General features: G+C 34.1%; 21 protein-coding genes and 1 riboswitch. Of the genes, 12 read left to right on the top strand and 9 right to left on the bottom strand.

The window, feature by feature from the left end; all coding sequences use genetic code 11:
• Positions 1-172 precede the first annotated feature (172 nt).
• From rmuC to rpmH, 3 genes are all read right to left on the bottom strand, one after another.
• Positions 173-1,507, bottom strand: a complete 1,335-nt coding sequence (gene rmuC, locus GJV76_RS05950; protein ID WP_155091727.1) for a DNA recombination protein RmuC — start codon at positions 1,505-1,507, stop codon at positions 173-175.
• Between the two features lie 137 nt (positions 1,508-1,644).
• Positions 1,645-4,497, bottom strand: coding sequence for a carbamoyl-phosphate synthase large subunit (gene carB / locus GJV76_RS05945; RefSeq protein ID WP_155091726.1), 2,853 nt, complete (start codon positions 4,495-4,497; stop codon positions 1,645-1,647).
• Between the two features lie 163 nt (positions 4,498-4,660).
• Complete coding sequence (gene rpmH / locus GJV76_RS05940; protein ID WP_006256972.1) at positions 4,661-4,822, bottom strand: 50S ribosomal protein L34; 162 nt, start codon at positions 4,820-4,822, stop codon at positions 4,661-4,663.
• Positions 4,823-5,066: 244 nt separating this feature from the next.
• Between rpmH and GJV76_RS05935 the strand changes: the two genes are divergently transcribed.
• Both GJV76_RS05935 and GJV76_RS05930 read left to right on the top strand, forming a co-directional pair.
• On the top strand, positions 5,067-7,118 hold the full coding sequence (locus tag GJV76_RS05935) for an LTA synthase family protein (RefSeq protein ID WP_155091725.1): 2,052 nt from the start codon (positions 5,067-5,069) through the stop codon (positions 7,116-7,118).
• A gap of 154 nt (positions 7,119-7,272) precedes the next feature.
• Positions 7,273-7,464: riboswitch (cobalamin riboswitch) on the top strand.
• A 184-nt stretch (positions 7,465-7,648) separates the two neighbouring features.
• On the top strand, positions 7,649-8,047 hold the full coding sequence (locus GJV76_RS05930) for an acyl-CoA thioesterase (RefSeq protein WP_155091724.1): 399 nt from the start codon (positions 7,649-7,651) through the stop codon (positions 8,045-8,047).
• A 1,081-nt stretch (positions 8,048-9,128) separates the two neighbouring features.
• Here GJV76_RS05930 and leuB read toward each other — a convergent pair.
• Genes leuB through GJV76_RS05910 form a run of 4 tightly spaced genes read right to left on the bottom strand, consistent with a single transcriptional unit; the run spans position 9,129 to position 13,413 of the window.
• On the bottom strand, positions 9,129-10,247 hold the full coding sequence (gene leuB / locus GJV76_RS05925; RefSeq protein ID WP_155091723.1) for a 3-isopropylmalate dehydrogenase: 1,119 nt from the start codon (positions 10,245-10,247) through the stop codon (positions 9,129-9,131).
• Positions 10,248-10,249: 2 nt separating this feature from the next.
• The gene (gene leuD / locus GJV76_RS05920) at positions 10,250-10,837 is read right to left on the bottom strand and encodes a 3-isopropylmalate dehydratase small subunit (RefSeq protein ID WP_155091722.1); all 588 of its coding nucleotides are present in this window, start codon (positions 10,835-10,837) and stop codon (positions 10,250-10,252) included.
• Positions 10,821-12,224: a 3-isopropylmalate dehydratase large subunit gene (leuC, locus tag GJV76_RS05915; RefSeq protein ID WP_155091721.1), complete on the bottom strand. Its 1,404-nt coding sequence runs from the start codon at positions 12,222-12,224 to the stop codon at positions 10,821-10,823. Before leuC ends, leuD begins: the two co-directional genes overlap by 17 nt.
• A 10-nt stretch (positions 12,225-12,234) precedes the next feature.
• Positions 12,235-13,413 carry a 2-isopropylmalate synthase gene (locus tag GJV76_RS05910; protein WP_155091720.1) on the bottom strand — a complete coding sequence of 393 codons (1,179 nt, stop codon included), beginning with the start codon at positions 13,411-13,413 and terminating at the stop codon, positions 12,235-12,237.
• A 148-nt stretch (positions 13,414-13,561) separates the two neighbouring features.
• On the opposite strand from GJV76_RS05910, the gene GJV76_RS05905 reads away from it, so the two are divergent.
• Positions 13,562-15,055: a hypothetical protein gene (locus tag GJV76_RS05905; protein ID WP_155091719.1), complete on the top strand. Its 1,494-nt coding sequence runs from the start codon at positions 13,562-13,564 to the stop codon at positions 15,053-15,055.
• 30 nt (positions 15,056-15,085) lie between these two features.
• Here the strand turns inward: GJV76_RS05905 and GJV76_RS05900 are convergent, their stop codons facing one another.
• On the bottom strand, positions 15,086-15,316 hold the full coding sequence (locus tag GJV76_RS05900; RefSeq protein ID WP_155091718.1) for a hypothetical protein: 231 nt from the start codon (positions 15,314-15,316) through the stop codon (positions 15,086-15,088).
• A gap of 655 nt (positions 15,317-15,971) precedes the next feature.
• Here GJV76_RS05900 and GJV76_RS05895 point away from each other — a divergent pair.
• On the top strand, positions 15,972-16,769 hold the full coding sequence (locus tag GJV76_RS05895) for a hypothetical protein (protein WP_160339397.1): 798 nt from the start codon (positions 15,972-15,974) through the stop codon (positions 16,767-16,769).
• Between the two features lie 79 nt (positions 16,770-16,848).
• On the opposite strand, the gene GJV76_RS05890 is transcribed toward GJV76_RS05895, so the two are convergent.
• Positions 16,849-17,199: a 4Fe-4S dicluster domain-containing protein gene (locus GJV76_RS05890; protein ID WP_155091716.1), complete on the bottom strand. Its 351-nt coding sequence runs from the start codon at positions 17,197-17,199 to the stop codon at positions 16,849-16,851.
• A gap of 74 nt (positions 17,200-17,273) precedes the next feature.
• Here GJV76_RS05890 and GJV76_RS05885 point away from each other — a divergent pair, with 74 nt between their 5' ends.
• The 8 genes from GJV76_RS05885 to GJV76_RS05850 all read left to right on the top strand — a co-directional run bounded on the left by GJV76_RS05885 (position 17,274) and on the right by GJV76_RS05850 (position 26,147).
• Positions 17,274-18,332, top strand: a complete 1,059-nt coding sequence (locus GJV76_RS05885; RefSeq protein ID WP_155091715.1) for an acyl-CoA reductase — start codon at positions 17,274-17,276, stop codon at positions 18,330-18,332.
• A gap of 1 nt (position 18,333) precedes the next feature.
• On the top strand, positions 18,334-19,401 hold the full coding sequence (serC, locus tag GJV76_RS05880) for a 3-phosphoserine/phosphohydroxythreonine transaminase (RefSeq protein ID WP_155091714.1): 1,068 nt from the start codon (positions 18,334-18,336) through the stop codon (positions 19,399-19,401).
• Positions 19,402-19,420: 19 nt separating this feature from the next.
• Positions 19,421-20,371: an NAD(P)-dependent oxidoreductase gene (locus GJV76_RS05875; RefSeq protein WP_155091713.1), complete on the top strand. Its 951-nt coding sequence runs from the start codon at positions 19,421-19,423 to the stop codon at positions 20,369-20,371.
• Positions 20,372-20,404: 33 nt separating this feature from the next.
• Complete coding sequence (locus GJV76_RS05870; RefSeq protein WP_155091712.1) at positions 20,405-20,881, top strand: hypothetical protein; 477 nt, start codon at positions 20,405-20,407, stop codon at positions 20,879-20,881.
• A 163-nt stretch (positions 20,882-21,044) separates the two neighbouring features.
• Positions 21,045-22,301 carry a DUF4374 domain-containing protein gene (locus GJV76_RS05865; RefSeq protein ID WP_155091711.1) on the top strand — a complete coding sequence of 419 codons (1,257 nt, stop codon included), beginning with the start codon at positions 21,045-21,047 and terminating at the stop codon, positions 22,299-22,301.
• A gap of 75 nt (positions 22,302-22,376) precedes the next feature.
• Positions 22,377-24,767 (top strand): TonB-dependent receptor, encoded by a 2,391-nt coding sequence (locus tag GJV76_RS05860; RefSeq protein WP_230381502.1) that lies wholly within the window; start codon positions 22,377-22,379, stop codon positions 24,765-24,767.
• 81 nt (positions 24,768-24,848) lie between these two features.
• Positions 24,849-25,571, top strand: a complete 723-nt coding sequence (locus tag GJV76_RS05855) for a CPBP family glutamic-type intramembrane protease (RefSeq protein WP_155091710.1) — start codon at positions 24,849-24,851, stop codon at positions 25,569-25,571.
• 108 nt (positions 25,572-25,679) lie between these two features.
• On the top strand, positions 25,680-26,147 hold the full coding sequence (locus GJV76_RS05850; RefSeq protein ID WP_155091709.1) for a GNAT family N-acetyltransferase: 468 nt from the start codon (positions 25,680-25,682) through the stop codon (positions 26,145-26,147).
• The last annotated feature ends 62 nt before the right edge of the window (positions 26,148-26,209 follow it).

Here is a 26,209-nt window from a genome sequence, read left to right as displayed (position 1 = left end):
GTGTAAGGATATAAGGTTTATTATAATGTCATTGATCTAAATCATTATTGTTGATTTATGATCATATAGTCATTTAACTTTTAAGAGAAATGTTGGCTTAGTATCTCACAGGAATAGTAGAGGCAAATAAAAAAGGTATAAGATTACTTATACCTTTGAGTTGTGAATTGTGTTATTCTATGTCGTCAGAATAGTCTATTCGATTTGTAAAAGAAGGATCAAGACTCTTTTTAGCTTTAGCGCCCATCTCTTTGAGTTTTTGTACAGAAGTGATAAGGTTTCCTTTTCCTTGGCTAAGTTTGTTGAAGGCGCTGTCATATTCGTTCTTCGTTTCATCTAATTTCTTTCCTATTTTACTTAAGTCATTGGTAAGACCAACAAACTTGTCATATAATAACCCTGCCTGTCTTGCTATTTCATACGCATTTTCTTGTTGCTTTCTCTGGGTCCACATTGATTCAATGGTGCGTAGTGTTGCCAATAGCGTAGAAGGTGTAACAATGACAATATTCTTCTCAAAAGCTTTTGTGTATAGTGTATTATCTGCATTAATGGCGATAGAAAATGCTGTTTCTATTGGAATAAAAAGCAATACAAAATCAGGACTTGTGCCTTTATAAAGCTCAAAGTAATTCTTTTCTGATAAGCCATCTATATGTCTTTTTATAGAGTAGAGGTGTTCGTGTAGATATTTTTTTTGTTGATCTTCATCTACTGCATTTATATATTGTTCGTAGGCAATAAGTGATACTTTTGAATCGATAACCATATGACGTTGATCTGGTAAGTGAATAACTACGTCTGGTTGCAGTCTATTGCCATTTTCGGAAGTATAACTTTGCTGTGTTTCGTATTCTCTTCCCTTTTCTAAGCCCGATTTTTCTAATACACTTTCCAAAATCATTTCACCCCAATTCCCCTGCATTTTATTATCGCCTTTTAAAGCTTTGGTTAGGTTAATGGTTTCCTCACTCATCTTTTGATTCATTTGTTGTAAACCAAAGATTTGTTGGCGCAATGCAGCGTGGTGGTCTATGCTTTCTTTATGGGTTTGCTCTACTTTTTGTTCAAAGTGCATTATCTTTTCTTGTAGAGGGGAGAGCAGTGATTCTAAATTCACTTTATTCTGTTTGGTGAATTTCTCGCTTTTGTCTTCTAAAATTTTATTAGCTAAATTTTCAAATTCATTAGAGAACTTTTCTTGTAGTGCAATAGTTTCTTTTTGTTGTACTTCTAATCGCTCTTTTAGATTGTTGTATTCTGTATCTCGAATAGATATACGGGCAATTAGTTCTTGATTGTCCAATCGAAATAGGTCTGCTTGTTCTTCGACCTGTTTTTTTTCTTGTTGTAATTGGGTAATAAGTTTACTTTGAAACTCATTTTCGGCCTTTAATTTTATAGTTTCTTCACTGGTTCCTTGTTGATCTCTTTTCGATGATCTACCGATAAAAAAAGCAAGAACGATTAGTATGGCTAATAATGCAACAAGAATTTCATGTGACATAAGAGGATGGTTTATTGATAAAGGTCAAAAATAACAATTATATCTTGGGTTGTAGGAAAAAGTATTGCTAAGCTTTATCGCAAAAAAAAGAGGTATATTTTACATATACCTCTTTTTGAATATTTAAGTCTTAAAGATTATCTACTTAAGTACATTTTTCTACGAGAATAGATTTCATAGAACTGATCATCTCTTAAGTTCTCAATAAATAAGATACTCTCTCCTGTTGATTTCATTTCAGGGCCTAAAGCTTTATTTACGTTTTTGAACTTATTAAATGAAAAGACTGGTGTTTTGATAGCATATCCTTTCAACTGTGGATTAAAGTCGAAATCTGTTACCTTGTTGTGTCCTAACATTACTTTTGTAGCGTAGTTTACATAAGGTTCTCCATACGCTTTTGCGATGAATGGTACTGTTCTCGATGCTCTTGGGTTTGCTTCGATGATGTATACAATATCATCTTTAATTGCAAACTGAATATTGATTAAACCAACTGTTTTAAGAGCAACTGCTATCTTGCGTGTGTGGTCTTTTATTTGGTTTAATACAAACTCTCCTAAGTTGAATGGAGGTAACATAGCATGGCTATCACCTGAGTGAACTCCACATGGTTCTATATGCTCCATAATACCGATGATGTGTACATTCTCACCGTCACAGATAGCATCTGCTTCAGCCTCAATAGCTCCTGCTAAATAATGGTCAAGTAATAATGAGTTACCAGGAATAGAGTTCAGTAGTTCGATTACGTGCTCTTCTAATTCTTTTTTGTTGATAACGATCTTCATTCCTTGTCCTCCTAATACATAAGAAGGTCTTACTAATAGAGGGAAGTCTAATTGATCTGCAAGTTTTAATGCTTGTTCAGCTGTTTTGGCCACCCCGAATTGAGGGAATGGGATATCTAGTTGCTCTAATAATTCAGAGAAACGACCTCTGTCTTCTGCTAAGTCTAATGCGTCAAAGCTAGTCCCTAAGATCTTAATACCATTCTTTTCGAGTTTTTCAGCTAGTTTCAGCGCTGTTTGACCACCTAACTGTACGATTACCCCTTCTGGTTTTTCGTGTTGGATGATGTCATAGATATGTTCCCAGAATACTGGTTCGAAGTATAATTTGTTCGCTGTATCAAAGTCAGTAGACACTGTCTCTGGGTTACAGTTAATCATAATTGTTTCGTATCCACATTCTTCAGCAGCTAATACTCCGTGTACACATGAGTAATCAAATTCAATACCTTGACCGATACGGTTAGGTCCTGAACCTAATACCACTACTTTTTTCTTATCTGAAACAACACTTTCGTTAGAAACATAACGCGTGCCGTCAGGTCTTTCGATTTCAGCCTCGAAAGTAGAGTAGTAGTAAGGAGTTTTAGCAGGGAACTCAGCCGCACAAGTATCTACAAGTTTAAACACACGTTGAATATTCATTTCATCACGTAATGTGTGAACTTTACTCTCAAGTGTATTTAGCATGTGAGCAATTTGTCTATCAGCGAACCCTTTTTGTTTAGCCTCAAGTAATAAATCTTTCGGCAATGTTTCTAATGTATATTTAGAAATCTCTTTTTCTAACATGTATAGTTCTTCGTATTGTTTTAAGAACCACATGTCTATTTTTGTGATTTCGTGAATTCTACTTAATGGAATACCGTGTTGGATGGCATCATAGATTACGAAAACTCTATCCCAACTTGCGTGAGTAAGTTTATCGATAATTTGATCATAGTTAGTGTATCCTTTACCGTCTGCTCCTAAACCATTTCGTTTAATCTCTAATGATTGAGTTGCTTTGTGTAAAGCTTCTTGGAACGAACGTCCGATACCCATAACCTCACCTACAGATTTCATTTGAAGACCTAATGTTCTATCAGCACCTTCAAATTTGTCAAAGTTCCAACGAGGTATTTTAACGATTACATAGTCTAAAGTCGGCTCGAACAAAGCTGAAGTAGATTTAGTAATCTGATTTTGTAATTCATCAAGCGTATATCCTAAGGCAAGCTTAGTTGCAATCTTAGCGATAGGGTAACCAGTCGCTTTAGAAGCTAATGCAGAAGAACGAGATACACGTGGGTTAATCTCAATAGCTACGATATCTTCTTTTTCGTCTGGTGATACAGCGAACTGTACGTTACATCCTCCTGCGAAGTTACCGATACTACGCATCATCTTGATTGATAGGTCACGCATTCTTTGGAATGTTCTATCTGATAATGTCATAGCAGGTGCTACAGTGATACTATCTCCAGTGTGGATACCCATAGGGTCCATATTCTCAATAGTACAGATGATTACTACGTTATCATTTTTGTCGCGTAATAATTCTAATTCGTACTCTTTCCACCCAAGTAAAGCTTTGTCAATTAAAACTTCGTGGATAGGTGAGGCTTCTAGTCCATAGGTTAATAAATCGTCGAAGTCTTCTTCTTTGTGAACGAAAGCAGCTCCAGTACCTCCTAAGGTAAAAGAAGGACGAATAACTAATGGGAAACCAAATTTTTGAGCGATCTCTTTTCCTTCTAAGAAAGAAGTAGCTGTACTTGCAGGAGCTGCAGGAACGTCTATCTTCTCTAAAAGTTGTTTGAATTGCTCGCGATCTTCAGTGATGTTAATTGCATTAATGTCCACTCCAATCAAACGTACTCCGAAGTCAGCCCAAATTCCTTTATCGTCACATTCAAGACAAAGGTTTAATGCTGTCTGTCCTCCCATAGTTGGTAATACAGCATCAATTTCTGGGTGTGCAACAAGAATTTCGATAATCGATCTTGTTGTTAATGGCTTTAAGTAAATATGATCTGCCATAGAAGGGTCAGTCATAATTGTAGCAGGGTTAGAGTTAACCAAGATAACTTTAATTCCCTCTTCTTTTAATGATCTCGCTGACTGTGAACCTGAGTAATCAAATTCACAAGCTTGTCCGATAATAATTGGTCCTGAACCAATGATTAGTACCGTTTTGATAGAAGTGTCTTTAGGCATTTTTGTGTTGTTTTTCTACTTTATAAATTAAACAAATTAAATATAAAGTAAGTTTAGTGTTGTAGTGTGTGTGTGATGTGATATTGTGCGTTGCGTTAAGACAGAGTATAAAAAAAGGCGTTACGAACAATAGTAACACCTTTATTTATGCTTTCTTAAAACATTATTTTTTATGTCTTGTTTCACAAGAAACAGTTAATTTATGTCTTCCTTTAGCTCTTCTTGCAGCTAATACTTTTCTACCGTTAGGAGTAGACATTCTATCCATGAAACCATGTTTGTTTCTTCTTTTTCTATTTGATGGTTGAAACGTTCTCTTGCTCATTGCTTTTATCTTTAAATCTTAAATTTTAACTATTTCATGATCAGCTTTGAAAGATACGTATCCCCAAAACCGAGTGCAAATATATAAAGTCTTTTTTCTCTTACAAAACCTTTTTTAAAAATATTTTACTTTTTGTTCGTAAGCACTTCAAATATAGGAAAGAAAAGAATGTGGAAACAATATTAATTTAATGTTATCTTATTGTTACTTTTGCTTTTTGAAAAAAAGTAAAACAATTTTTGTAATGAATTTAGATTTGTTCCGTCGTTTAAGTCTAAACGGACTAAAGTATTTTTTATACTTTTTATTTGTTTTTTTCCTCGGTAGATTGAGTTTTTTAATCACCTTCGGGAATTTCACTGATTTGTCTTCATATAAGGTAGGAGTAATAGAGGCTTTTATTGTCGGAGCTCGCTTTGACGTTTCAGCGATCTGTTATGGATTTTTACCAGTTGTTTTATTATGGCTTATATCTTTATTTTTACCCAAGCGCTTTAATATAAGATATAGTCGCTTTTACGGTAGCTTTATCAAGTACTACTTAATCTTTGTATTAGTAGTGTTTTTATCACTTATTATTATAGACTATTTTTTCTATCAGTTTTTCCAATCTCATATCAATCTCTTGTTCTTCGGTATTTTTGAAGATGATACTACAGCTGTTTTGAATTCAGTATGGACGGATTATCCTATCTTCAAAATATTAATTACTTATGTGATTGCAATTGTAGGGTTGTTATTTGTTTCGAAAAGAGTAAAGAAATCATTGGCACGTCCTATAATACAACAGAGTAAAGCTTTATCACTTGTTTTACTATTGTTATTTCCTTTAGTTTTTGTTGGGATGCGTGGAAGTGTAGGAGTGTTTACGCTTCGCAGAGAGCACACCAATATTACAGCTAATGAGTTTGTTAATTCACTGTGTTATAATGCGCTTTATAGTTTAAAGTTTGCCAACTCAGAACGCAAGGAAAATAGGATAAACCCCGATATTGAAAGTGAATTAAAAGCTAATGGTTACGAAAGTTTGCTTGGTGTTTTACAGCACTATAAAGGAGAGCAGCTTGATTTGTTTGACAATAATTTAGAGCGAAAGACTGCCTATAGTGAATTCTTAGAGCAAAATCCTCCTAATGTTATATTCTTACAGATGGAGAGTATGAGTAATCATTACTTTGACATGAATTCAAAAGAATTTAATCTTATCGGAGATCTGGCAGGTCAATTAGATGACCTATACTATTTTAAGAATAGCTTATCAGCTTATAATGGTACGATACAGACTTTGGAGAATTTTATATTAGGTACACCAAAGACGATTATATCCCAATCTGTGTATTTTGACACTCCTTTTAGCAGTGCTATTACACTTCCCTTTAAGAGCAAGGGATACGATACGTATTTCTTGACAGGAGCGAGTATATCTTGGCGTAATATAGATAAGATGCTTCAAAAACAGTCTTTTGATTACATCGAAGGAAAGAATAATATTTTAGAATCCTATCCTGGTGCCGAAGAATTTGCTTGGGGGGTTCACGATGGTTATTTAATGGATTACATTTTAGATAAATTGAAAGTAGATGATGGAAAACCAAAATTCATTTTTGGTTTGACAATCAGTAATCATACGCCTTTTGTTGTTCCTAAAAGTTACACAACGCAACCTATCGTCATGCCAGATAGTTTAAAACAAAAGATAAGAGTTGATGAGCAAACAGCTTATGCCAACTTTTACTCTCATCAATATGGTGCTGCAATGCTTGCTAAGTTGATTGAAGAAGTTAGGAACTCTCCATTAGGTGAGAATACCATAATAGCAGCTTCTGGAGATCACAATATTCGCCAAGTTTTCGAATATTCTCCTGAAGAAGGTTTCCTCAAGCGAAGTGTGCCTATTTTGTTTTATATTCCAGAGAAGTATAAACCAAGTAATTTTGATCAAGAGAGAGTATCTTCTCATAAAGATATATTTCCTACCCTTTTTAATTTGAGTCTATCTGAAACCATTTATACGTATACAGGGGATAATTTATTTGGCAATGAGAGCAAATATCACTTTGCTATTAATGATTACAATTTTATAGCAGATTCAATCGGAGCTGTTGCAATAGAGAATAATCAACCCTATTACTATACATGGTCAAATTCGTCACAGAAGCGAAAGTTAAAGATTGACGAGGCAAATTCTACTCATGCTAAGTATATGTTAGAAAAGATGAAATCATTTACTACGATGAAGACGATTAAGATTTATCAAGATATCAATAAGGCACAAGAACTTAAAAAACAACTTTAGCCTTGGAAAGAGACTCAGTTGGGTCTCTTTTTTTTGCTGTATGGCGAAGAAGTCCTTCTGATTGGTCAGTAGGTAGGTCAGTAATTTTAAGCTATAAGATAGTTTATTTGCAAAGTTTGCTTATCTTCGCTGTCAAGATTCCAAAATAGGAATTAAAATATCAACAAAGAAAGGTTATACTTAGCTGTATACGAAAAGGGAATCGTGTGTAAATCACGAACTGTCGCGCAACTGTAAGTAACTTAAAATTCTTTACCCTCATAGTGTTCCACTGTCTATGTGTAGATGGGAAGGACGGTAAAAGAATGTTACAAGTCAGGAGACCTGCCTATCTTTAGTAGACCATGCTTTCGCGGTTTAGAGCTTATGTCAGAGTTGAATATCCTTAATGCAATCATTGTTTTTACAATGGTGTTTTTATTGTATTCACTTCTCTTTTCATTTGTTTCCTTTCCCAATTTATTATTGTTTACTAATTATAGGGTTCCTTTATTTCTCATCTGATATTTTATCAATATAAGTTTGAATTAATGGTAGTATCTGAATCAATCGAATTACAAATGCAACAAGCTGAAACACGTGTTTTTAAAGTGGTGTTTCCTGAAATAATAAATCATCATAATACGATGTTTGGGGGTAGGGTAATTTTGATGATGACAGAAACTGCTTTTATGACAGCTACGCGTTTTTGCCGCAAGAACTTTGTAATTGTCAATGCTGATAAAATTGATTTTTTAAAGCCAATACCTGCTGGTTCACTGATTGAAATGGTAGGTAATGTCGAGTCAATTGGCAATACAAGTATTCGCATTCGCGTGAATGTATTTAGAGAAAAAATGAAAGATATCGAACGCGTTGAAGTAGTTAGTGGTGTATTTACCTTAGTTGCTATCAACGATGATAATAGACCAGTTCGAATCTTAGATTAAGATATTTAAAATAATAAATTGTGTAAGCATCTTACATTTTTTAGTTTTTGGTAGAAAAATAGCTCCGTTAAGGGGCTATTTTCATTTTGTACTTTACAAAAAGTAGTTTATTTCGAATTCATATCAAAAGACCAAAACTAAGTAAAATGAACTTTTACTTTAAAAGGATAAACTCTTGATTCTTATTTCTCTTTACCTAATACGAATGAATTTGTTATTAGCATTAATAGAACCAGTAGTCTCATTAATGTTTTAATTACTAAAGAAATGAATATTTGGCTTGTCGTGTTTGTTTTAAGCTTCTAATGTGCTTTAGTAATGCTTTTTGATGTTTTTGAATTAATGAATGCACTTAATCTTAATTCTTTCTTGTTGGTTGTAACACTGAGATACTAATTATGAGCTCTTTTACTTCAATAAGTAGAAGTGTTTTCTTAGGACTTTCTTGCGGTTTCCTTGCAGTTTCTTGGGGGTTTTCCTCGCAAAAGGGGGTGTTTTCCGAAGAAAACCCCTAGCATACCGCAAGAATACCTAAAGGAAGTGCGATCAACTTAGTACCTAATCACTCTTGTAGTAGCGATGTTTTTTGGCTAACTACCTTAAAAATGTAGTCAATCAGTTTTCTTTTACAGTAAAGTTTCAATTGCTCGATATCACTTTAGCTGTTTATTTAGTAGTTTAATGAAGAAATTGCATACGTAGTTTGACTGATTTTTCTCGTTGTAAAATGTCTTCATATACTGACGTATTGTGAAAGCAGTTTAAAGTGAATTGTACTGAAGGAGATTGATTCGCGCAATTGTCTTTTCCTTTGAAAATGTTTTACTGTTAGGCTTTTATTTCTTCTATTTGAGTACTGTTGAAGGTGGGTATTGCGAAAGAAGGTAAGAACTGTTTTTGTACTGCGGCACTTTGTAATAGTGGGGAGAACTGTTCTTTTACATTTTCTTCAAAGACTTTTTAAGCTGATCCGACATTTCTACTATTGTAATGTATAAAAAACAACAAGTCTACCTTGATTAGAGGTAGACTTGTCCCAAAAACTAGAAGGTTAAAAATAATTTTAACAATATAAGAACTATTATATGATAGTTGACTTGCTGTGAGTCATGTTATCCTGATATCGATGACCCGTTCTAAAACGCACGTGGTTGGCAATTTTATTGCCTACATCAGTTGTACTATAAGTTGATTCTTTGACTAAGTCAGGAGTTAGCACTCCTTCGTTAATTGTGTGTAATACAGCATCTCTAATCGCTTCGGCAGCATCGTGTTCTCCTAAGTGATCTAACATCATTGCACCACTGAGAATAGATGCGATTGGATTGGCAATACCTTTGCCTTTTGCTTGTGGATATGATCCGTGAATAGGCTCAAATAGCGCTGTGTGCGTTCCTATCGATGCAGAAGGTAGTAGTCCAATAGATCCACCGATTACACTGGCTTCGTCTGAAATAATATCACCAAACATATTCTCTGTTAAGATTACGTCGAATTGTTTAGGGTTCAAAATTAGTTGCATTGCTGCATTGTCTACAAACATATATTCAACTTCTACAGTTGGGTATTGAGCTGCTAAGGATTGCACTACTCTTCTCCACAATCTCGATGTTTCTAAAACATTGGCTTTATCAATTAGGGTAAGTTTTTTGTTTCTTTTATCTGCGGCTTGAAAAGCTAGGTGTGCAATGTTTTCGATTTCATCTTGTGAATAGGAGCAAAGGTCTGAAGCAGCTCGCCCATCTGCGGATATACTCTTTTGGCCAAAGTATATCCCACTAATTAATTCACGAAAAATAACTAGATCTGTATTTTGAATAATATTTTCTTTTAAAGGACTTTGGTTAATTAGCTTGTTGTAAGCTTTGACAGGTCTAATATTGGCGAATAACCCTAATTCCTTTCGTAGGGCAAGTAAACCTTGTTCCGGTCTCACTGCAGCATTGGTATCATTGTCATACTTAGGGTCGCCAATAGCACCAAATAACACAGCATCTGTTCTTTTGCATACAGCTATAGTATGCTCTGGTAGGGGCTCATTTGCTTGGTCTATTGCCACTGCTCCAATTAAGGCATTGTGGTAATGTAGCTCAAAAACATAAGTTTGTGAGACAGCGTCTAATACTTTTATAGTTTCTTTTACTACTTCTGGGCCTATACCATCTCCAGAAAGTACTGCGATTTGGTAACTTTTTGTCATAATTAATTGTTTTGGTTGTTGCGCTCGAAAGCTTCTATTTTGCTCTTTTGACTTAGTAAATAGTCAATATCGTCGTATCCGTGTAGAAGACATATCTTCTTATAAGGATCAAGTTCAAAGTTGTGCTTTTGTTCATTTACTTCTATGGTTTGTGCCTCCACATCAATTTTAATTTTGGTCAAAGGTTCTCGTTGAACTGTTTGAAGTAAGTAGTGCAGATATTCAGAACTAACAGTGATTGGTAATAACCCATTATTTAAAGCATTCCCTTTAAAAATATCTGCAAAATAACTACTTACAACAACTTTAAAACCATAATCTGTCAATGCCCAAGCAGCGTGTTCTCTGCTGCTCCCACAACCAAAGTTGTTTCCGGCAATTAGGATTTCTCCTTTATATTTTTTGTCATTTAAGACAAAGTCCTCCTTGAGAGTATTGTCTTGATGATATCTCCAATCTTTGAATAAATTTTCTCCAAATCCTTCTCGAGTAATACTTTTTAGAAATCGAGCAGGAATGATTTGATCTGTGTCTATATTTTCTGTCGCTAAAGGGACAGCTGTTGATTCTAATTTAATTAACGCTTGCATAATCGTAAAGTTTAGTGTACGAAATCTTTCCTTCAATAGCTACAATTGCCGCTGTCAGTGGACTTGCAAGTAAAGTGCGCGAGCCCTGTCCTTGTCTTCCTTCAAAGTTTCTATTGGAAGTAGAAACACAGTAATCTCCTGCAGGTATTTTGTCTTCATTCATAGCCAGGCATGCAGAACAACCAGGTTGCCTAATGATAAAGCCTGCTTGCTCAAATACGCTGTCTAATCCTTCCTCTTTAATTTGTTGGACTACCTGTTGGGATCCGGGAACAATCAAAGCATTTACGTCTTTGGCAATTTGTTTTCCATTGATGTAAGATGCTGCTATTCTAAAGTCTTCTATCCTCGCATTGGTGCAACTTCCTATAAAAATGTGTTTGACCGCAATACTATCTAATTTTTGCCCTTGTGATAGCCCCATATAGGTCAGCGCTCTTTCTTCAGATTTGGTTTTGATAGCTGGTATGGTTTGATCTACTGCAATTCCCATACTTGGATTTGTCCCATAAGTAATCATTGGTTGGATATCTTCTGCATTGAAGTGGTATTCTTTGTCAAATACTGCATCTTTATCACTTGGCAGAGACTTCCAATAATTAACTTTTTTAGTCCATTCTTCTGCTTTTGGTGCAAATACTTTGTCTTTTAAATAGTCAAATGTCGTTTGATCTGGTGCGATCATACCTCCGCGAGCACCCATCTCAATACTCATATTGCATATCGTCATACGTCCTTCCATACTCATTTGTTCAAATACCTCTCCAGCATATTCACAGAAATAACCTGTACCTGCGTCTGTACCTACTTGAGATATAATATAGAGAATGACATCTTTGGGTTGCACATACTGTGATAGTTTACCTGAAACTGTTATTCTCATCGACTTTGGTTTGTTCATAAGTACACATTGACTGGCAAATACCTGTGCAACTTGACTTGTTCCTATCCCAAAAGCGATAGCTCCAAAAGCGCCATGCGTAGAGGTGTGACTATCTCCACATACCATACTCATTCCCGGCTGAGTAATTCCCAATTCAGGAGCGATGATATGTACAATTCCCTGATAAGGATGTCCAAGATCATAGTAGGTAATCCCATTCTTTTGACAATTGTGAGCTAATTGTTCAACTTGCTGTTTTGACAATTCATCTTTTATAGGCAACTCTTGATTAAGCGTAGGAACATTGTGATCTACAGTAGCCAAGATTTGTTTCGGTCTGAAAATGTCTATTCCCCTTTTTTCCAGTTCCTTAAATGCTTGAGGACTTGTAACTTCGTGTATTAAGTGTTTATCTATATATATGATTTCAGGACCGTTCTCTATGCGTTCTACTACATGAGCATCCCATACTTTGTCAAATAGTGTTTTTGCTGTTTTCCCCATTTTACTTTACTTAAGCTGTACGGTTGATCAAATGATTTTGAGAAAAAGTATGCATGATGGCAAACAAATCTTTCTCTGTTACTTCTTTTTTGACATCGGCCACTTTTAAGAAATAGTCATATAGTACGTCGAGTTCTTTTTTAGTAACGTCATAGCCTATATTCTTAAATCTATATGCCAAAGCAGAACGTCCACTTCTCGCAGTAAGAATGATAGCTGATTCATTGATACCAACATCTCTTGGGTCGATGATCTCGTAAGTATCTCGTCTTTTGATCACCCCATCTTGATGTATCCCTGAGCTATGTGCAAAGGCATTTGATCCTACTATAGCTTTGTTGGGTTGTACCAACATACCCATTGTTGTCGAAGTCAATTGACTCATTTCATTCAACATGACGCTGTTTATATCTGTGTAGAATCCCAATTTTTCATGTTGCTTTAGAATCATGACGACTTCTTCCAAAGCCGTATTACCAGCTCTTTCACCTATGCCATTAATCGTACATTCAATTTGCCTTGCCCCATTTATAATTCCTGCAATTGAATTTGCTGTAGCCATTCCTAAATCATTGTGGCAGTGACAAGAAAGGGTGACATTGTCTATGTCTTTTACGTTTTCTTTCAAATACTTTATTTTTGCGCCATAATCTGCAGGTAAGCAATATCCGGTAGTATCTGGTATATTAATTACTGTAGCACCTGCTTGAATAACTGCTTCGCATACCTTTGCCAAATAGGCATTATCTGTACGGCCTGCATCTTCGGCATAGAACTCTACATCTTCTACATATTTTTTGGCATAGTGTACTGCTTCTGCTGCTCTATTTAAAATATCTTCTTGGCTTGTATTGAACTTGTACTTAATATGTGATTCTGAAGTTCCTATTCCTGTGTGTATTCTCGGTTTTTGTGCATATTGTAAAGCTTGTGCAGCACTGTCAATGTCCTTTGTATTAGCGCGTGTTAAGGCACATACTTTTGCTTTTTTTACAATTTTAGAAATGGCTTGTACTGCATCAAAATCTCCTGGGCTTGAAATTGGAAAACCAGCTTCTATGACATCTACACCGAGTTCGTCGAGTTTTTGAGCGATATATAGTTTTTGGTTCTTATCTAATTTACAACCAGGTACTTGCTCTCCATCTCGTAGTGTAGTGTCAAAAATCTCTATTTTTTCCGTTTTCATAATGATTGGTTTTATAAATAACTTTGAACAAATGTGTAGATTTGGAATTTATTTCTAAATTGTCAAGTAAATTAAAATACAATGCCTAATCATTTATTTTTTTAACCAAACTATTGAAAACAAATGAATTATAAGATAATTAATTACAATGCCAAATTATAGTAAAGACTCCCTTTTTGTTTTGATAAAATCACTTAATCGCTCTGAAAAACGCCAGTTTACACTATACGTAAATCGCCTTCAGAACAATTCGGATGCAAAGTTTATCTTGTTGTTTAATGCCTTAGATAAGATGGAATATTACGATGAACAACTGATTTTAAAGCAGGGGATTACGACAAAACAGCAACTTTCAAATTTGAAAGCAAATTTGTATCGTTCTATTTTGAGTAGTTTGCGCATGAACCCAAGTAAGAAGAACGTGCGCATTCAGATTCGTGAACAGCTCGATTTTGCTACTATTTTGTATCAAAAGGGATTGCATAAACAAAGTTTGAAGATATTAGATAAAGCAAAATTACTTGCTTTTGATTTAGAGGAAAAAACGTTAGCTCTGGAGATTATTGAACTCGAAAAAGTAATTGAGTCACAGTACATCACCCGTAGTATTGCAGGGCGTGCGGATGAACTTATAGAACAGTCGGACAGGTTGAGTAAACAATATGTCTATGCTACTCGTTTGTCAAATCTCTCGCTTAAGTTTTACAGTGAAATGCTCACCTCTGGTTACGCGAAAAGCGAGGAGGATAAACAACGGATTATTTCTCATTTTAAAGATCAATTGTTAGATATAAACTTTGACGTTCTTAGTTTTCGCGAAAAACTGTGGTATTTCAAGGCTCATGTCTGGAGGTGTTTTTTAATTCAAGATTATCGAGGGGCTTATCGCTATTCTCTGTCGTGGGTTAACTTGTTTTACAATCACCCTAAGATGATACAGAGTCACCCAATTTGGTACTTGAAGGGAAATTCCTATTTGTTTAAATTGATTTTGATGTTTAAATCTGTGGAGCGCTATTTATATTGGAATAATAGATTGGAAAACGTACTTAATGTTGACACTTTTCCACAATCGGAGAATATTGATTCACAAGCTTTTTTACTGCAGTTTAGCAATAAATTGAATATTGAGTTTATCAAACAAACTTATGATGGAAGTTTGTTGTTCGTTAAGCAATTGCAGAGAGGATTGAATGAGTATAAGAATATGATAGACGAGCATCACTTTTTGGTGTTGTATTTCAAAGTAGCTGCTTTGTATTTTGGTTATAAGAAATATGAAGATTCCTTAAAGTATACCAATATGATTTTGTTTAATACCCGACATGCTGTACAAGAGGACTTGTTGTTTCACACGAGAATCTTATCCTTGATGGCTCAGTTTGACTCTGGAAATGATGAGAAGTATGACGAGTATGTGAAGGCAAATAAGTTGCTTATTTTAAAGATGAAGAATCACACGCCTATTCACGATTCTTTTATGAAGTTATTTGAGGGGTTATCACATATTTATCCCGATCAACAGAAAAAACTATTTACTTCTTTTGTTGTTGAAGCTCAAGATCTTTTTAAGAATAAATATTACCGCCGCAGTATCTTATACATAGATGTATTGAATTGGGCACGTATGAAAATAGATTAAAAAGGAGGTCCTAATGCTGGACCGCCTTTTTTATTTTTTTGTCAATAGGTTATAGATTACATATAGCCATCCAAAGATGAAGTGAATAATCGCCCATAAAATGGATTTATTGCGTTTCCACGATAGATATACAGCAAGAATAGAACCTATAGATAGTCCAAACATTCCACCTCCCCATAGTCTTATTGTCGGAGATGAAGCAAAAGCTAATGTGCTACTTAGCGTTAGTAAAATGAGTAATAAACTTTTGAGATTTTTCATAATTCGCGTTTTTTTAGTTCTGTAATTCTTTTAAAGTTAGTTTTTTTTTATTATTAAGTGGATTATATACAGCTAATTAAGTGGTGTTTTAGTTTTTTAAATGATTCTTTGATGTATGAATATAGTTAATTAGTTCTTTTAGGTTGAGGTATTTGAAACATTGCTTTTTAAGTGTAGCCCTTTATTTTGTAGAATAGTGGTACAATTAGTTTATTAGTTATTGATAAGTATAGTTTAAAATGGGGGAGTCTATCAATTATAATCAGATATATCCATAGAGTTTTAGAGTTGCTTTATTTTAGTTTGCACTATATAAGATTCTTTTTATTTTATTTCTACTATAGTATTTGTGTTTTTGAGAATAAAGGTGTGTTAATCCATTAAAATTAGGTTAGTGAGATTAATGAACGTATTAGATTTACCTGAGGTGAAATCAAGGTCTTTCAGTTGGATTTACATTTCAATCTTTCTTTTTTATTGTAAATGATGTATACCAAGCTCTTGTAGATTGTCTGAATATTCTTTGGTTGTTATTTAGAGTTATTATGAATAGTTTGATTTTTGAATTGTTCAATATGCGAATAATTATATCTTTGTAAAAGTTTATTATTTTTAATTAGTTTAAATAATTATAATGAAAAGATATTTATTTACTATGAGCTTAATTTTTTGCTCGTTCATAGTGTATGGTCAGAGCTTAAAGGCCGTGTTTGATAAAACAGATAAAGTTTACTCAGGTCATGATTTGATTAAAGAATTAGTTCAGCAGCAAAAGGATACTCAATTTACTCGTTATTTTAAAGCTATTTATCCTACGGATTCGGTCGATGGATGGGAGCATAAAATAGCGTATGAAGGAGTTCAGCTAAAGGACTCTGTTTATCAGTATACGTTGTCAAAGTACAAGAGAGGAGTGAGTCAAGCTGACAGTGAGGCTATATTGGTATCTACAAAAGTGTTCTTTTTCAAAGATAAGAATTACAGAAACAGCAGAATGATTAGCAGAAAGTTCCTCAAGGGTGGATATATTGAGGAAAAGGAGAAAGAGGGAAACTCTGTTCGCCTAAAATGTCTTAATTCAGAAGGAGAAACTGTCAATGACAATGGATGTCTGAAGTATTCAAGAGTGAATTTTCCTAAGCATAAGTTTAAGAGGCTATATAGTGATATGTATCACAAGCTTTTTAAAGTGGCCAGTTTGGAATTAGGGCAAGATGAGAAAGTTAATATAAGGTTGATGATTGTTGCAGACCCAAAGACAAATAAGTGGAATATTTATTTTAATGACTTGGATAAGTACAATTTATCAGAGCAAAACAAGTATCAAATTATAGCCGCTTTATCTAAGGTAGTTAATAGTGAGCCTATTGACAAGACTTATTTTGATGAAGATTTATATGGTAATCTTTACGAATATCCGATTTCGATTCCGATCCAATTAGAAAATATTTAGTGTTTTATAATTGAGAATGGAGTGTAAGAAGAACATAAAAAAAGCTGTTCGAAAGGAACAGCTTTTCTCAAATAATATTTTAGTGTTTGTGTAAAAAGGCTTGACGTTGTAATAACGTTTCTTCACTTTCTACGTGGTTGTCATCTGGAATACAACAATCCACTGGGCATACTGCCGCACATTGTGGTTCTTCGTGAAATCCTTTACATTCAGTACATTTTGAAGGTACGATATAGTAGAATTCGTCTGATACAGGTTCTTGTGCCGCATCAGCGTCTACTTCTGTTCCATCAGGTAAGACCACTTTTCCATTAAGGGCTGTACCATCTTTGTATCTCCAGTCATCTGCTCCTTCGTATATCGCTGTGTTAGGGCATTCTGGCTCACATGCACCGCAATTGATACATTCGTCTGTTATAATGATTGCCATAGCTTATATTTTGTTTTATATGTATTAACTTTGTATGCAAATTTACACCCAAAAGTATTCACAAACAAATCAATATGAATTTAGATGTTAAAAAAAATACATTTGTTAAATTAGGTGCTTTTTTAAGCCAATTTACTACAAATGAATTTATAAAAAACAATGATGTTTGTCATAATGACGAATTTTTTTCTGCATTTGAGCAATTAATTTATAGTTCTGTAAATTATAATGGATGGTTTACAGAAGAACAAGTTTTAACTTCAATTCGTTCATGGGCAGATGCTTTAACGCAAGAAAATATTGATCAATGGTGTTCTAAGTATGATTTTACATTAGAACCTATGAAGAAAGTAGGCTTGATTTTGGCTGGTAATATACCTTTAGTAGGATTTCACGATTTCTTATCGGTTTTAATGAGTGGTAATATTGCCGTGGTTAAGTTATCTTCTAATGACCAAAAACTTTTACCTCTTTTAGTGAAGTATATTATGGCTATCGAACCAAACTTTGCTGATAGAATTGTGTTTAACGAAGGTAAGTTAGAGGATTTCGATGCTGTTATTGCTACAGGAAGTAATAATACAGCAAGATATTTTGATTACTACTTTAGCAAAGTTCCCAATATAATCCGCAAGAATAGAAATTCAGTTGCTGTTTTAGATGGTAGTGAATCTCATGAGGATATGGTTGCTTTAGGTAAAGACGTTTTTACTTATTATGGGCTTGGATGTCGTAATGTTTCCAAGTTGTTTGTTCCTACAGGTTTTAATTTTGATGGTTTTTATCAAGGAATGTTTGAGTATAAGGATGTGATTGAGTACGAAAAGTATTCTAATAATTACGATTATAACAAAGCCGTTTTTCTGATGAGCGATTTTAAAATATTAGATAACGGTTTTCTTACTGTGAAAGAGGACAAAGGTTATTCTTCGCCAATATCTTCTGTGTTTTTTGAATATTATGATGATTTGGATACTGTTCAATCTCGTTTGAGAGAGGATAGTGAAAAAATTCAGTGCGTAGTTTCAAATGGATTAGTAGAGGGAAGTATTCCTTTTGGAAAGACACAAGAGCCTAATCTGTGGGATTATGCTGACAATGTGGATACTTTAGAATTTTTGCTAAACTTATAACATGAGTCAAATACACAACTTTTGTGCTGGACCTTGTTTACTTCCTGAAGTTGTTTATCAACAAGCAGCGCAAGCTCTAATCGACTTTGACGGGTCAGGTATGTCTATTTTGTCTATTTCGCATCGTAGTTCAGCTTTTTTAGCTGTATTAGATGAGGTTAGTCATTTAGCTTTGGATCTTTTGGGCTTGGATAAAGGGGATTATGATGTCTTGTTTTTACAGGGCGGAGCAAGTATGGAGTTTTTGAGGATACCTTATAATATGCTTTCCACAAAGGCAGGTTATATTAATACTGGTGTATGGGCCTCTAAAGCTATTGAGCAAGCGCATCAGTTTGGACAAGTCAAGATTACAGCAAGTTCTGAAAACAATGAGTTCAAGAGTATTCCTAAGGGTATTGTAGAAACTTCGTCTTTAGATTATTTGCACTTTACTTCGAATAATACTATTTATGGGACACAATTTGATTATGTTCCACAGGCTAATTGTCCTATCGTTTGCGATATGAGTTCTGATATCTATTCAAGGGTATTTGATTATAACAAGATTGATGTCATTTATGCTGGTGCACAGAAGAATATCGGACCTGCTGGTTTAAGTGTAGTTTTTATTCGCAAAGGAGTACTTAACAATAAGGTTCGTTTTATTCCCAATATGTTAAACTATCAAGAACACATTTCTAAAGGGAGTTTGTATCACACTGCAAATGTATTCGCCATTTATACTACGCTTTTGAATTTAAGATGGTTAAAAAGTTTAGGTGGGGTAGAGGCAATTGAGAAGGTCAACATTAAGAAGGCAGCTACTCTGTATGAGGCAATTGATTCTCTTGATTTTGTTCGAGGTATTGCTGAAAGTGACTCTCGTTCTAAAATGAATGTAACTTTTGATTTTGTCCATAGTAGTATTGACAAATTGTTTGATGAAATGTGCGTTGAAGCAGGAATAAAAAATATACGTGGACACCGCACTCTTGGTGGATATAGGGCATCGCTGTATAATGCTTTACCTCTTAATAGCGTTACCGCTTTGGTTGAGGTTTTACGGGAAGTCAAACACAAAATCTAATTATTATTAATTGTCATTGATGAAAATATTAGCTAATGATGGAATATCTCAAGAGGTCAAATTAGCGCTTGAGAAAATTGGTTACGAGATTGTAGAAGTGCGTGTTGCTCACGAACAATTATTTAATTACATCCATAAGAATAAAATAGAAGGATTGCTTTTGCAGAACGGTACTTTGCTTAATAAAGTAATGATAAATGAATTAAAAGAGTTGAAAGTGATTGTGTATGCAGGGACTTCAATTGAGCTCGAATTAATTGACTATATTTCATCAAAGGGTATCCATGTGGTATGGGCAGAGGAAGCCTTGGCAAATGCTACAGCTGAAATGGTTTTTGCTCATTTGTTTACGGGATGTAGGTTGTTGCAAGAGTCTAATCGGAATATGCCTCTGGAAGGGGATAGCAGTTTTAAATCACTGCAAGAATCCTATAGTACTGGAATAGAATTAGCTGGGAAAACATTGGGTATAATAGGAATGAGCAAAGCAGGTGAATTAGTTGCTCAAAAGGCATTAGCTCTTGGTATGCATGTTTTGTACTGTGATAAGGATATTGATAGTTTGAGAGCTGATTATGTATTGCCAAATAATGTTCAGTTTAGAGTAGAATTGGATAGTTCTCCAATTGAAAAAGTAGTTCATGATGCTCACTTTTTGACTGTTCATACAAGACACTTTGAACGTTATGTATTAAATAAAGAATCTTTTGATCAAGCTCATCATCTTATGGGGGTTATCAATTGTGCCTATCCAGAAGCTGTAAATGAGGTAGCATTAGTAGATATGGCAAATGAAGAACGACTTTTGTTTGCGGGAGTTGACCGTTTTGAAGAAGAGCCAAAACCTGCTATACAAGTTTTAATGCAACCTGCGTTTTCTCTATCTCCAAATATAAATACTTCGACAGATGTGAGTAAAATGTTAATCTGGGATGAAATAATTGAAAAAATGCAATTATTGAGAAATTAATTTAGTAGTTTTAGCTTAACAAATAAAAAAGTTATGATAGATCAGATTACTAAATTGATTGAACAAGTAAGTTCAAAAGAAATTAGCCAAGCGGGTATCTCTACAGATCTTGCAGGTGCTGTAACAAAAGAAACAGGAGATAGTATTATTAATGGATTTAAGGATAGTATTTCTGGTGGAGATTTAGGTGCATTGACAAGTCTATTGGGAGGAGGAACATCTAATTTAATGTCAAATCCTATGGTTATGGGAATGATAACAAATTTAGTAGGAAGTTTGACTAGCAAGTTAGGTCTTGGAGAAGGAATAGCAAAGAATTTTGCTGGATCAGTGATTCCTGGTATTATCGAAAGCCTTGTGAGCAAGTCTAAAGGTGGAGAGTCAGGATTCCAAATTACTGATTTAATTAGTAGTTTTGGAGGTGGCGATTCAAAAGGCTTACTTGATTCATTAACAGGAGGAAAAGAAGGCCTTGGAGGGGCAATGAACGCTTTGAAGGGGTTATTTTAATAATAATTTACAATAGTATTAAAGGGAGGTATTCAACTTATGAATACCTCCCTTTTTTGTATAATTTAGACTTAGTAAAAATAATTATTCGCATAATTTGATTTTATGTTAACTTTTACTTTATATTTGCTTTTATTTAAAACAAATCTAAATAAATATAAGTATGAGCAGAATAATTAAATCTTTACTGGTATTGAGTTTAACTACAGGATTTATCGCTTGCAGTAGCGATGATAATAGTTCTTCTGATGGAGATAACAATACAGGAGGTAATGAGACAGAAAACGTAGAGCGCTACGTAATAGCAGCTTCTTCTTTAGAGCATGAGGGTGTAGCTGACTATCTTTTAACAGTAGAGGATATCGAAAGTGGAAGTGTAAACTTGAGCAATAATGGTATTGAGCAAGATGGAGCATATCGTTATTACTTAACAACAAAGAATAAGTTTTACAGTTTGTTATATGGACAAGGTAATCCTGGTGCAGTAACAGTTTACACTTTAAACAATAAGGGGAAGTTAGTTAAGGGGAATGATTTTGTCACGGAGACGGTGCAAGTATATGGAGCAATGAATAATGACTTTGTCATGTGGAAAGTTCCTCGTAGCGGTGTAGAAATCGCTCCTTGGTATATTGTAAATACTGATTCAGATCACATCGTAAGTCAAGGTATTATAAATACAGTTGAATTAGCAAATAACGGTGAGCGTGCACACTTTAGTGGGTTAACTCAAATAGGAAATAAATTATTAGCTCCATATTTCTCAATGAGAGGAATCTCGGGTGATGTTTGGGGAACTTCATTTGCAAATACTGCTTGGGTGGCTGTATACGATTATCCAAGTATGAATTTGGATAAAGTCATCACAAGTGATAAGAGTTCATATATAGGTGCTTATTTTAAAAATGGTTTATTTCAAGATGAAAAAGGGGATGGATATGCTTTCTCAAGTGCGAATGTATTAGGTGGAAAAGGGGAATTAATCTCTACTAATCCTTCGGGAATTTTAAAAATTGACGGTAAAACTTTAGAGTTTGATGACAAGTATTTTTGGGACATTGAAAAAGCTACAAGTGGTTATTTTGTTAGCGGTTTAGTTTATGCTGGTAAAGGAAAGTTTATTGCTCGCCTTGAAAATGATAAGTTAAACAACAGTAGCAATGTAATAAAATACGCTTCTTTAGACGTATATACTAAAACTTATAAGTGGATTGAAGGTTTACCTGAAACTATTAAAGACTTAGGTTTTTCTGATAAAAGCAATTTATCTCTTATGGATGGAAAAACTGTTTATGTGGGGGTGACTACAGATCAAGGAAGTTTTGTTTACAAAATGGATGCAGAGACAGCTACAGCTACAAAAGGAATAAAACTTGAAGGTGGTACAATCACTGCAATATCAAAATTATCTTCTAAATAATAATTGTAATTGATCACTGTGTAAAAAGACAATCTATCTATAAGGTTGTCTTTTTACTATATAAATATATTCGTCATGAAGATGAGAATTTTAATTCAATACTTAGCTGTATTTTTCTTGTTTATTAGCTCTACTGCGTTTGCTCAAGAAACGGCTATACTAAGGGGGATTGTCCAAGGTAGCGAATCAGAACCTATTATTGGTGCTTCTGTCGTTATCAAAGAAAATAATAAGTTTGGACAGACCAATTCAAAGGGGAATTATGAGATTCCCCACTTAAAGAAAGGGCAGGCTTACACTGTGTACGTTAGTTATATTGGTTATCGCGATTATCAGAAAGAAATTCAAGTAAGCGATAATACTATTTTGAATATCCCTTTGATTCCCGATAATTACAATTTATCTGAGGTCAACATTTTAGCTAAAAGTAAGAACCAACAAATAAAAGAGAAGGCCTATAATGTTTCTGTTTTGGACGCTGTCAAGCTGCATTCACGTGCAATGGATATAGGTCATGCAATTGATAAAACAAGTGGAGTAAGAGTAAGAGAAGATGGAGGTGTAGGATCTACGATGAATGTCTCTTTGAATGGATATTCTGGAAACCAGATAAAGTTTTTTATAGATGGGATACCCATGGATAATTTTGGTTCGGCTTTTCAATTAAATAACATACCAATCAATTTGGCAAATCGCATTGAGATTTACAAAGGAGTTGTCCCTGTTGGTTTAGGATCTGACGCTTTAGGTGGAGCAATTAACATCATTACTAATACCTATGATAAGACTTCTTTGGACATGTCTTATTCTTACGGTTCTTTCAATACTCATCGAAGTAACGTAAACTTTGTCTATGTAGATGAGAAGACTGGTTTTTATACACAGTTAAATGCCTATCAAAATTATTCAGATAACGATTATAAAGTTCGTGTGAATGTCAACGATATCCATACGGGAACAATTGTCGGAAGAAATAAAAAAGTAAAGCGTTTTCACGATAAATATCACAATGAAAACTTTGTCGGTCAGATTGGTTTAGTAAATAAATCTTTTGCAGATCGAATAGCAATAGGAATAACTTTAGGACAGAACTATAAAGAGATTCAAACTGGAGCGAGGATGGAATCTGTCTTTGGAAATCTTCATCAAAGAGGAGATATAGTCATGCCAACTTTGATGTATGAAAAGAAGAATCTTTTTATTGAAGGACTTGATGTTCGATTAAATGCAAATTATAATCTGGGAAGTGATCAAGTGATAGACACTGTGTATAGAAGATACAATTGGGTACAAGATTATATAGATTATGAGGAGTTGTACGGCAAAAAGGGAGGAGAGCGAAACCGAACAATGTATAAGTTTAAAAACAACAATGGGATGGTAGCTACAGTGATTAACTATAAACTGGGAGACAAACACAATTTTTCTTTTAGCAATACAATTAATTTCTTTAAACGCAAAGGAGAAGATGAACTCAATCCCGATGATATTATAAAGAATAAACCTTCGGAAGTTTTAAAGAATATAAACGGTTTAAGCTACCAATTTACACCAAATACAAAATGGAGTATTACTGCATTTGGAAAGTATTATTATCAAAGAATTAATTATACAGATTCATATAATCCAACTGGTAAGTGGGGGGATACTGCTTATAAGGGGTATAGTGCAGATCACAATTACTTTGGTTACGGAATTACAGGATCTATATTTGTGTTAGATAATTTGCAAATTAAAAGCTCCTTTGAAAAGAGTATTCGATTGCCATCTTCAGTAGAGCTTTTTGGAGATAAGGTAAATATTGCGGGTAATAACAAACTGAATCCTGAAGTAAGTAATAACTATAATTTGGGAGTGAACTATAGCCCACAATTAGGGAAAAATCACTTGATATCTATTGACTTAAATGGTTTCTTTAGGGATTCGGAAGACTTTATCCGTCCTGAACTATCAACACATAAGACCCACCAAACCTATGGTAATTTAGCATCAAGTCAAAACACGGGAATTGAGGGTGAAATTCGATATTACTTTAAAAACAATTTTAATATTGGAGTCAATGGTACTTATCAGAATTTAATTAATAAAACAAAGACGATTGCTAATTTAGCAAGTAATCTTTACAAAGATCGATTGCCAAACATTCCTTACTTATATGGAAATGTAGATGCTAACTATACTTTTAATAAAATATTTAAAGAAGATAATCTTAGTTTAGGTTATGCTATGATGTATATCAAAGAGTTTTACCTCTATTGGCCATCATTAGGATCTAAGTCTGATGGAAAATTTACAATACCTGATCAAATTACCCATGATTTTGTCGCGACTTATACCTTCGGAAAAGAGCAAAAGTTTCAATTTACCTTAGAATGTAGAAATATGTTTGACAAAGTAGTGTATGATAACTTTAGTTTACAAAAGCCTGGTAGGAGCTTTATAGGTAAGTTTAGGTATTTCTTTTAGAAAGTAAAAATAGAGCAGTGATTATTATTATAATAATTACTGCTTTTTTTATAACTTGGTTATAACTTTATAAATTTACTAATGACACTAAAAGAATTATTAACAGATTTCTTTTTATTCGCAAAGAAGCCCAACTTACAAGGAGTTGTTCTTTCTCCTCAGTATAAGCTATTCAATACGCTCAAACTGTGGGGGCTTTGTCTTTTTTCAATTGTAGCTCTTCAACAGATATTAGATTTGGTATTGGATATTCCAGAACCAGATTTAATAGAATTAGTCTTAAATGAATTAGGCGTGGTTCCTTTTATTCTATTTGCTGTTGTAATAGGACCATTTATTGAAGAATTAAGTTTTCGATTGCCTATGCGATTTAAACCGAGCTACTTGTTTATAGGGTTTATTTTGACTTCAGCTTACTTTTTGTTTAGTGTAGATAAACTGAATGAAACTGTTGCAAATGGATTATCTATTGTTACACTATGCCTTTTTGTTGTATTGACTTACCTTATAGGCAAGAAAAAAGAAGTGTTGAAGAAGTTGTACACCACTTATTTTTCCTACATATTCTACCTTTTAACTTTAATTTTTGGGTTTATACATATTACTAATTTTGAAGAAATTACCTCGAGGATTTTAATTTTATCTCCTTTGATAGTCTTTCCTCAATTTGCATTAGGCATAATGATGGGATATGTGCGCATTCGCTACGGGTTTTGGTATTCCTTTTTATTTCACTTGATCAACAATGGATTTGCTGTTTTGGTTTTGTTAATAGCACGTTCTTATTTTCCAGAGTTGCTCTAAGAATAGACTCTATATTGGATATAAATTATTGTGTTTTTACTGTTAATCTTTCTGTATTAAAAAAGGATTATTATAACTTTGAACAGTAGAATTTAAAACGTATTAGTTATGAATAGTATTCACTGGCACACCAAATTGTTTGACGAACTAACAGTCAACGAACTGTACGATATCTTGCGTTTGCGAACTGATATCTTTGTTGTAGAGCAGAACTGCCCTTATCCAGAGATTGACGGAAAGGACAAACAGTGTTTACACATTTATGCTACACATCAAGATAAGGTAATCGCTTGTGCAAGAATAGTTCCTCCTGGACTAAGTTATCCTGAGATATCAATAGGCAGAGTTGCTATTGCACCAGACTATAGAAAAGACGGTTATGGTCGAGTTTTAATGCAACTTGCTATTGAAAAGATTGCTCAAGAGTTTGGTGAACAGGATATTCAAATCGGTGCTCAGTGTTACTTAAAGAAATTCTACGGGTCATTTGGTTTTAAACCATCTTCTGACGACTATTTAGAAGATAATATCCCCCATGTAGATATGATACGCAGCGCTTCAGAATACAGCAATTAGAAATAATATACAATAAAAATAATGAGGGTGTCCCAAAAGGTCACCCTCTTTTGTATTATATA

The sequence above is a fragment of the Myroides albus genome, assembly GCF_009711045.1.
In the GTDB taxonomy this organism is placed as follows: Bacteria; Bacteroidota; Bacteroidia; order Flavobacteriales; family Flavobacteriaceae; genus Flavobacterium; species Flavobacterium album_A.
The sequence above is the reverse complement of the archived record's forward strand: the minus strand, read 5'-3'. Positions and strand labels throughout refer to the sequence as shown.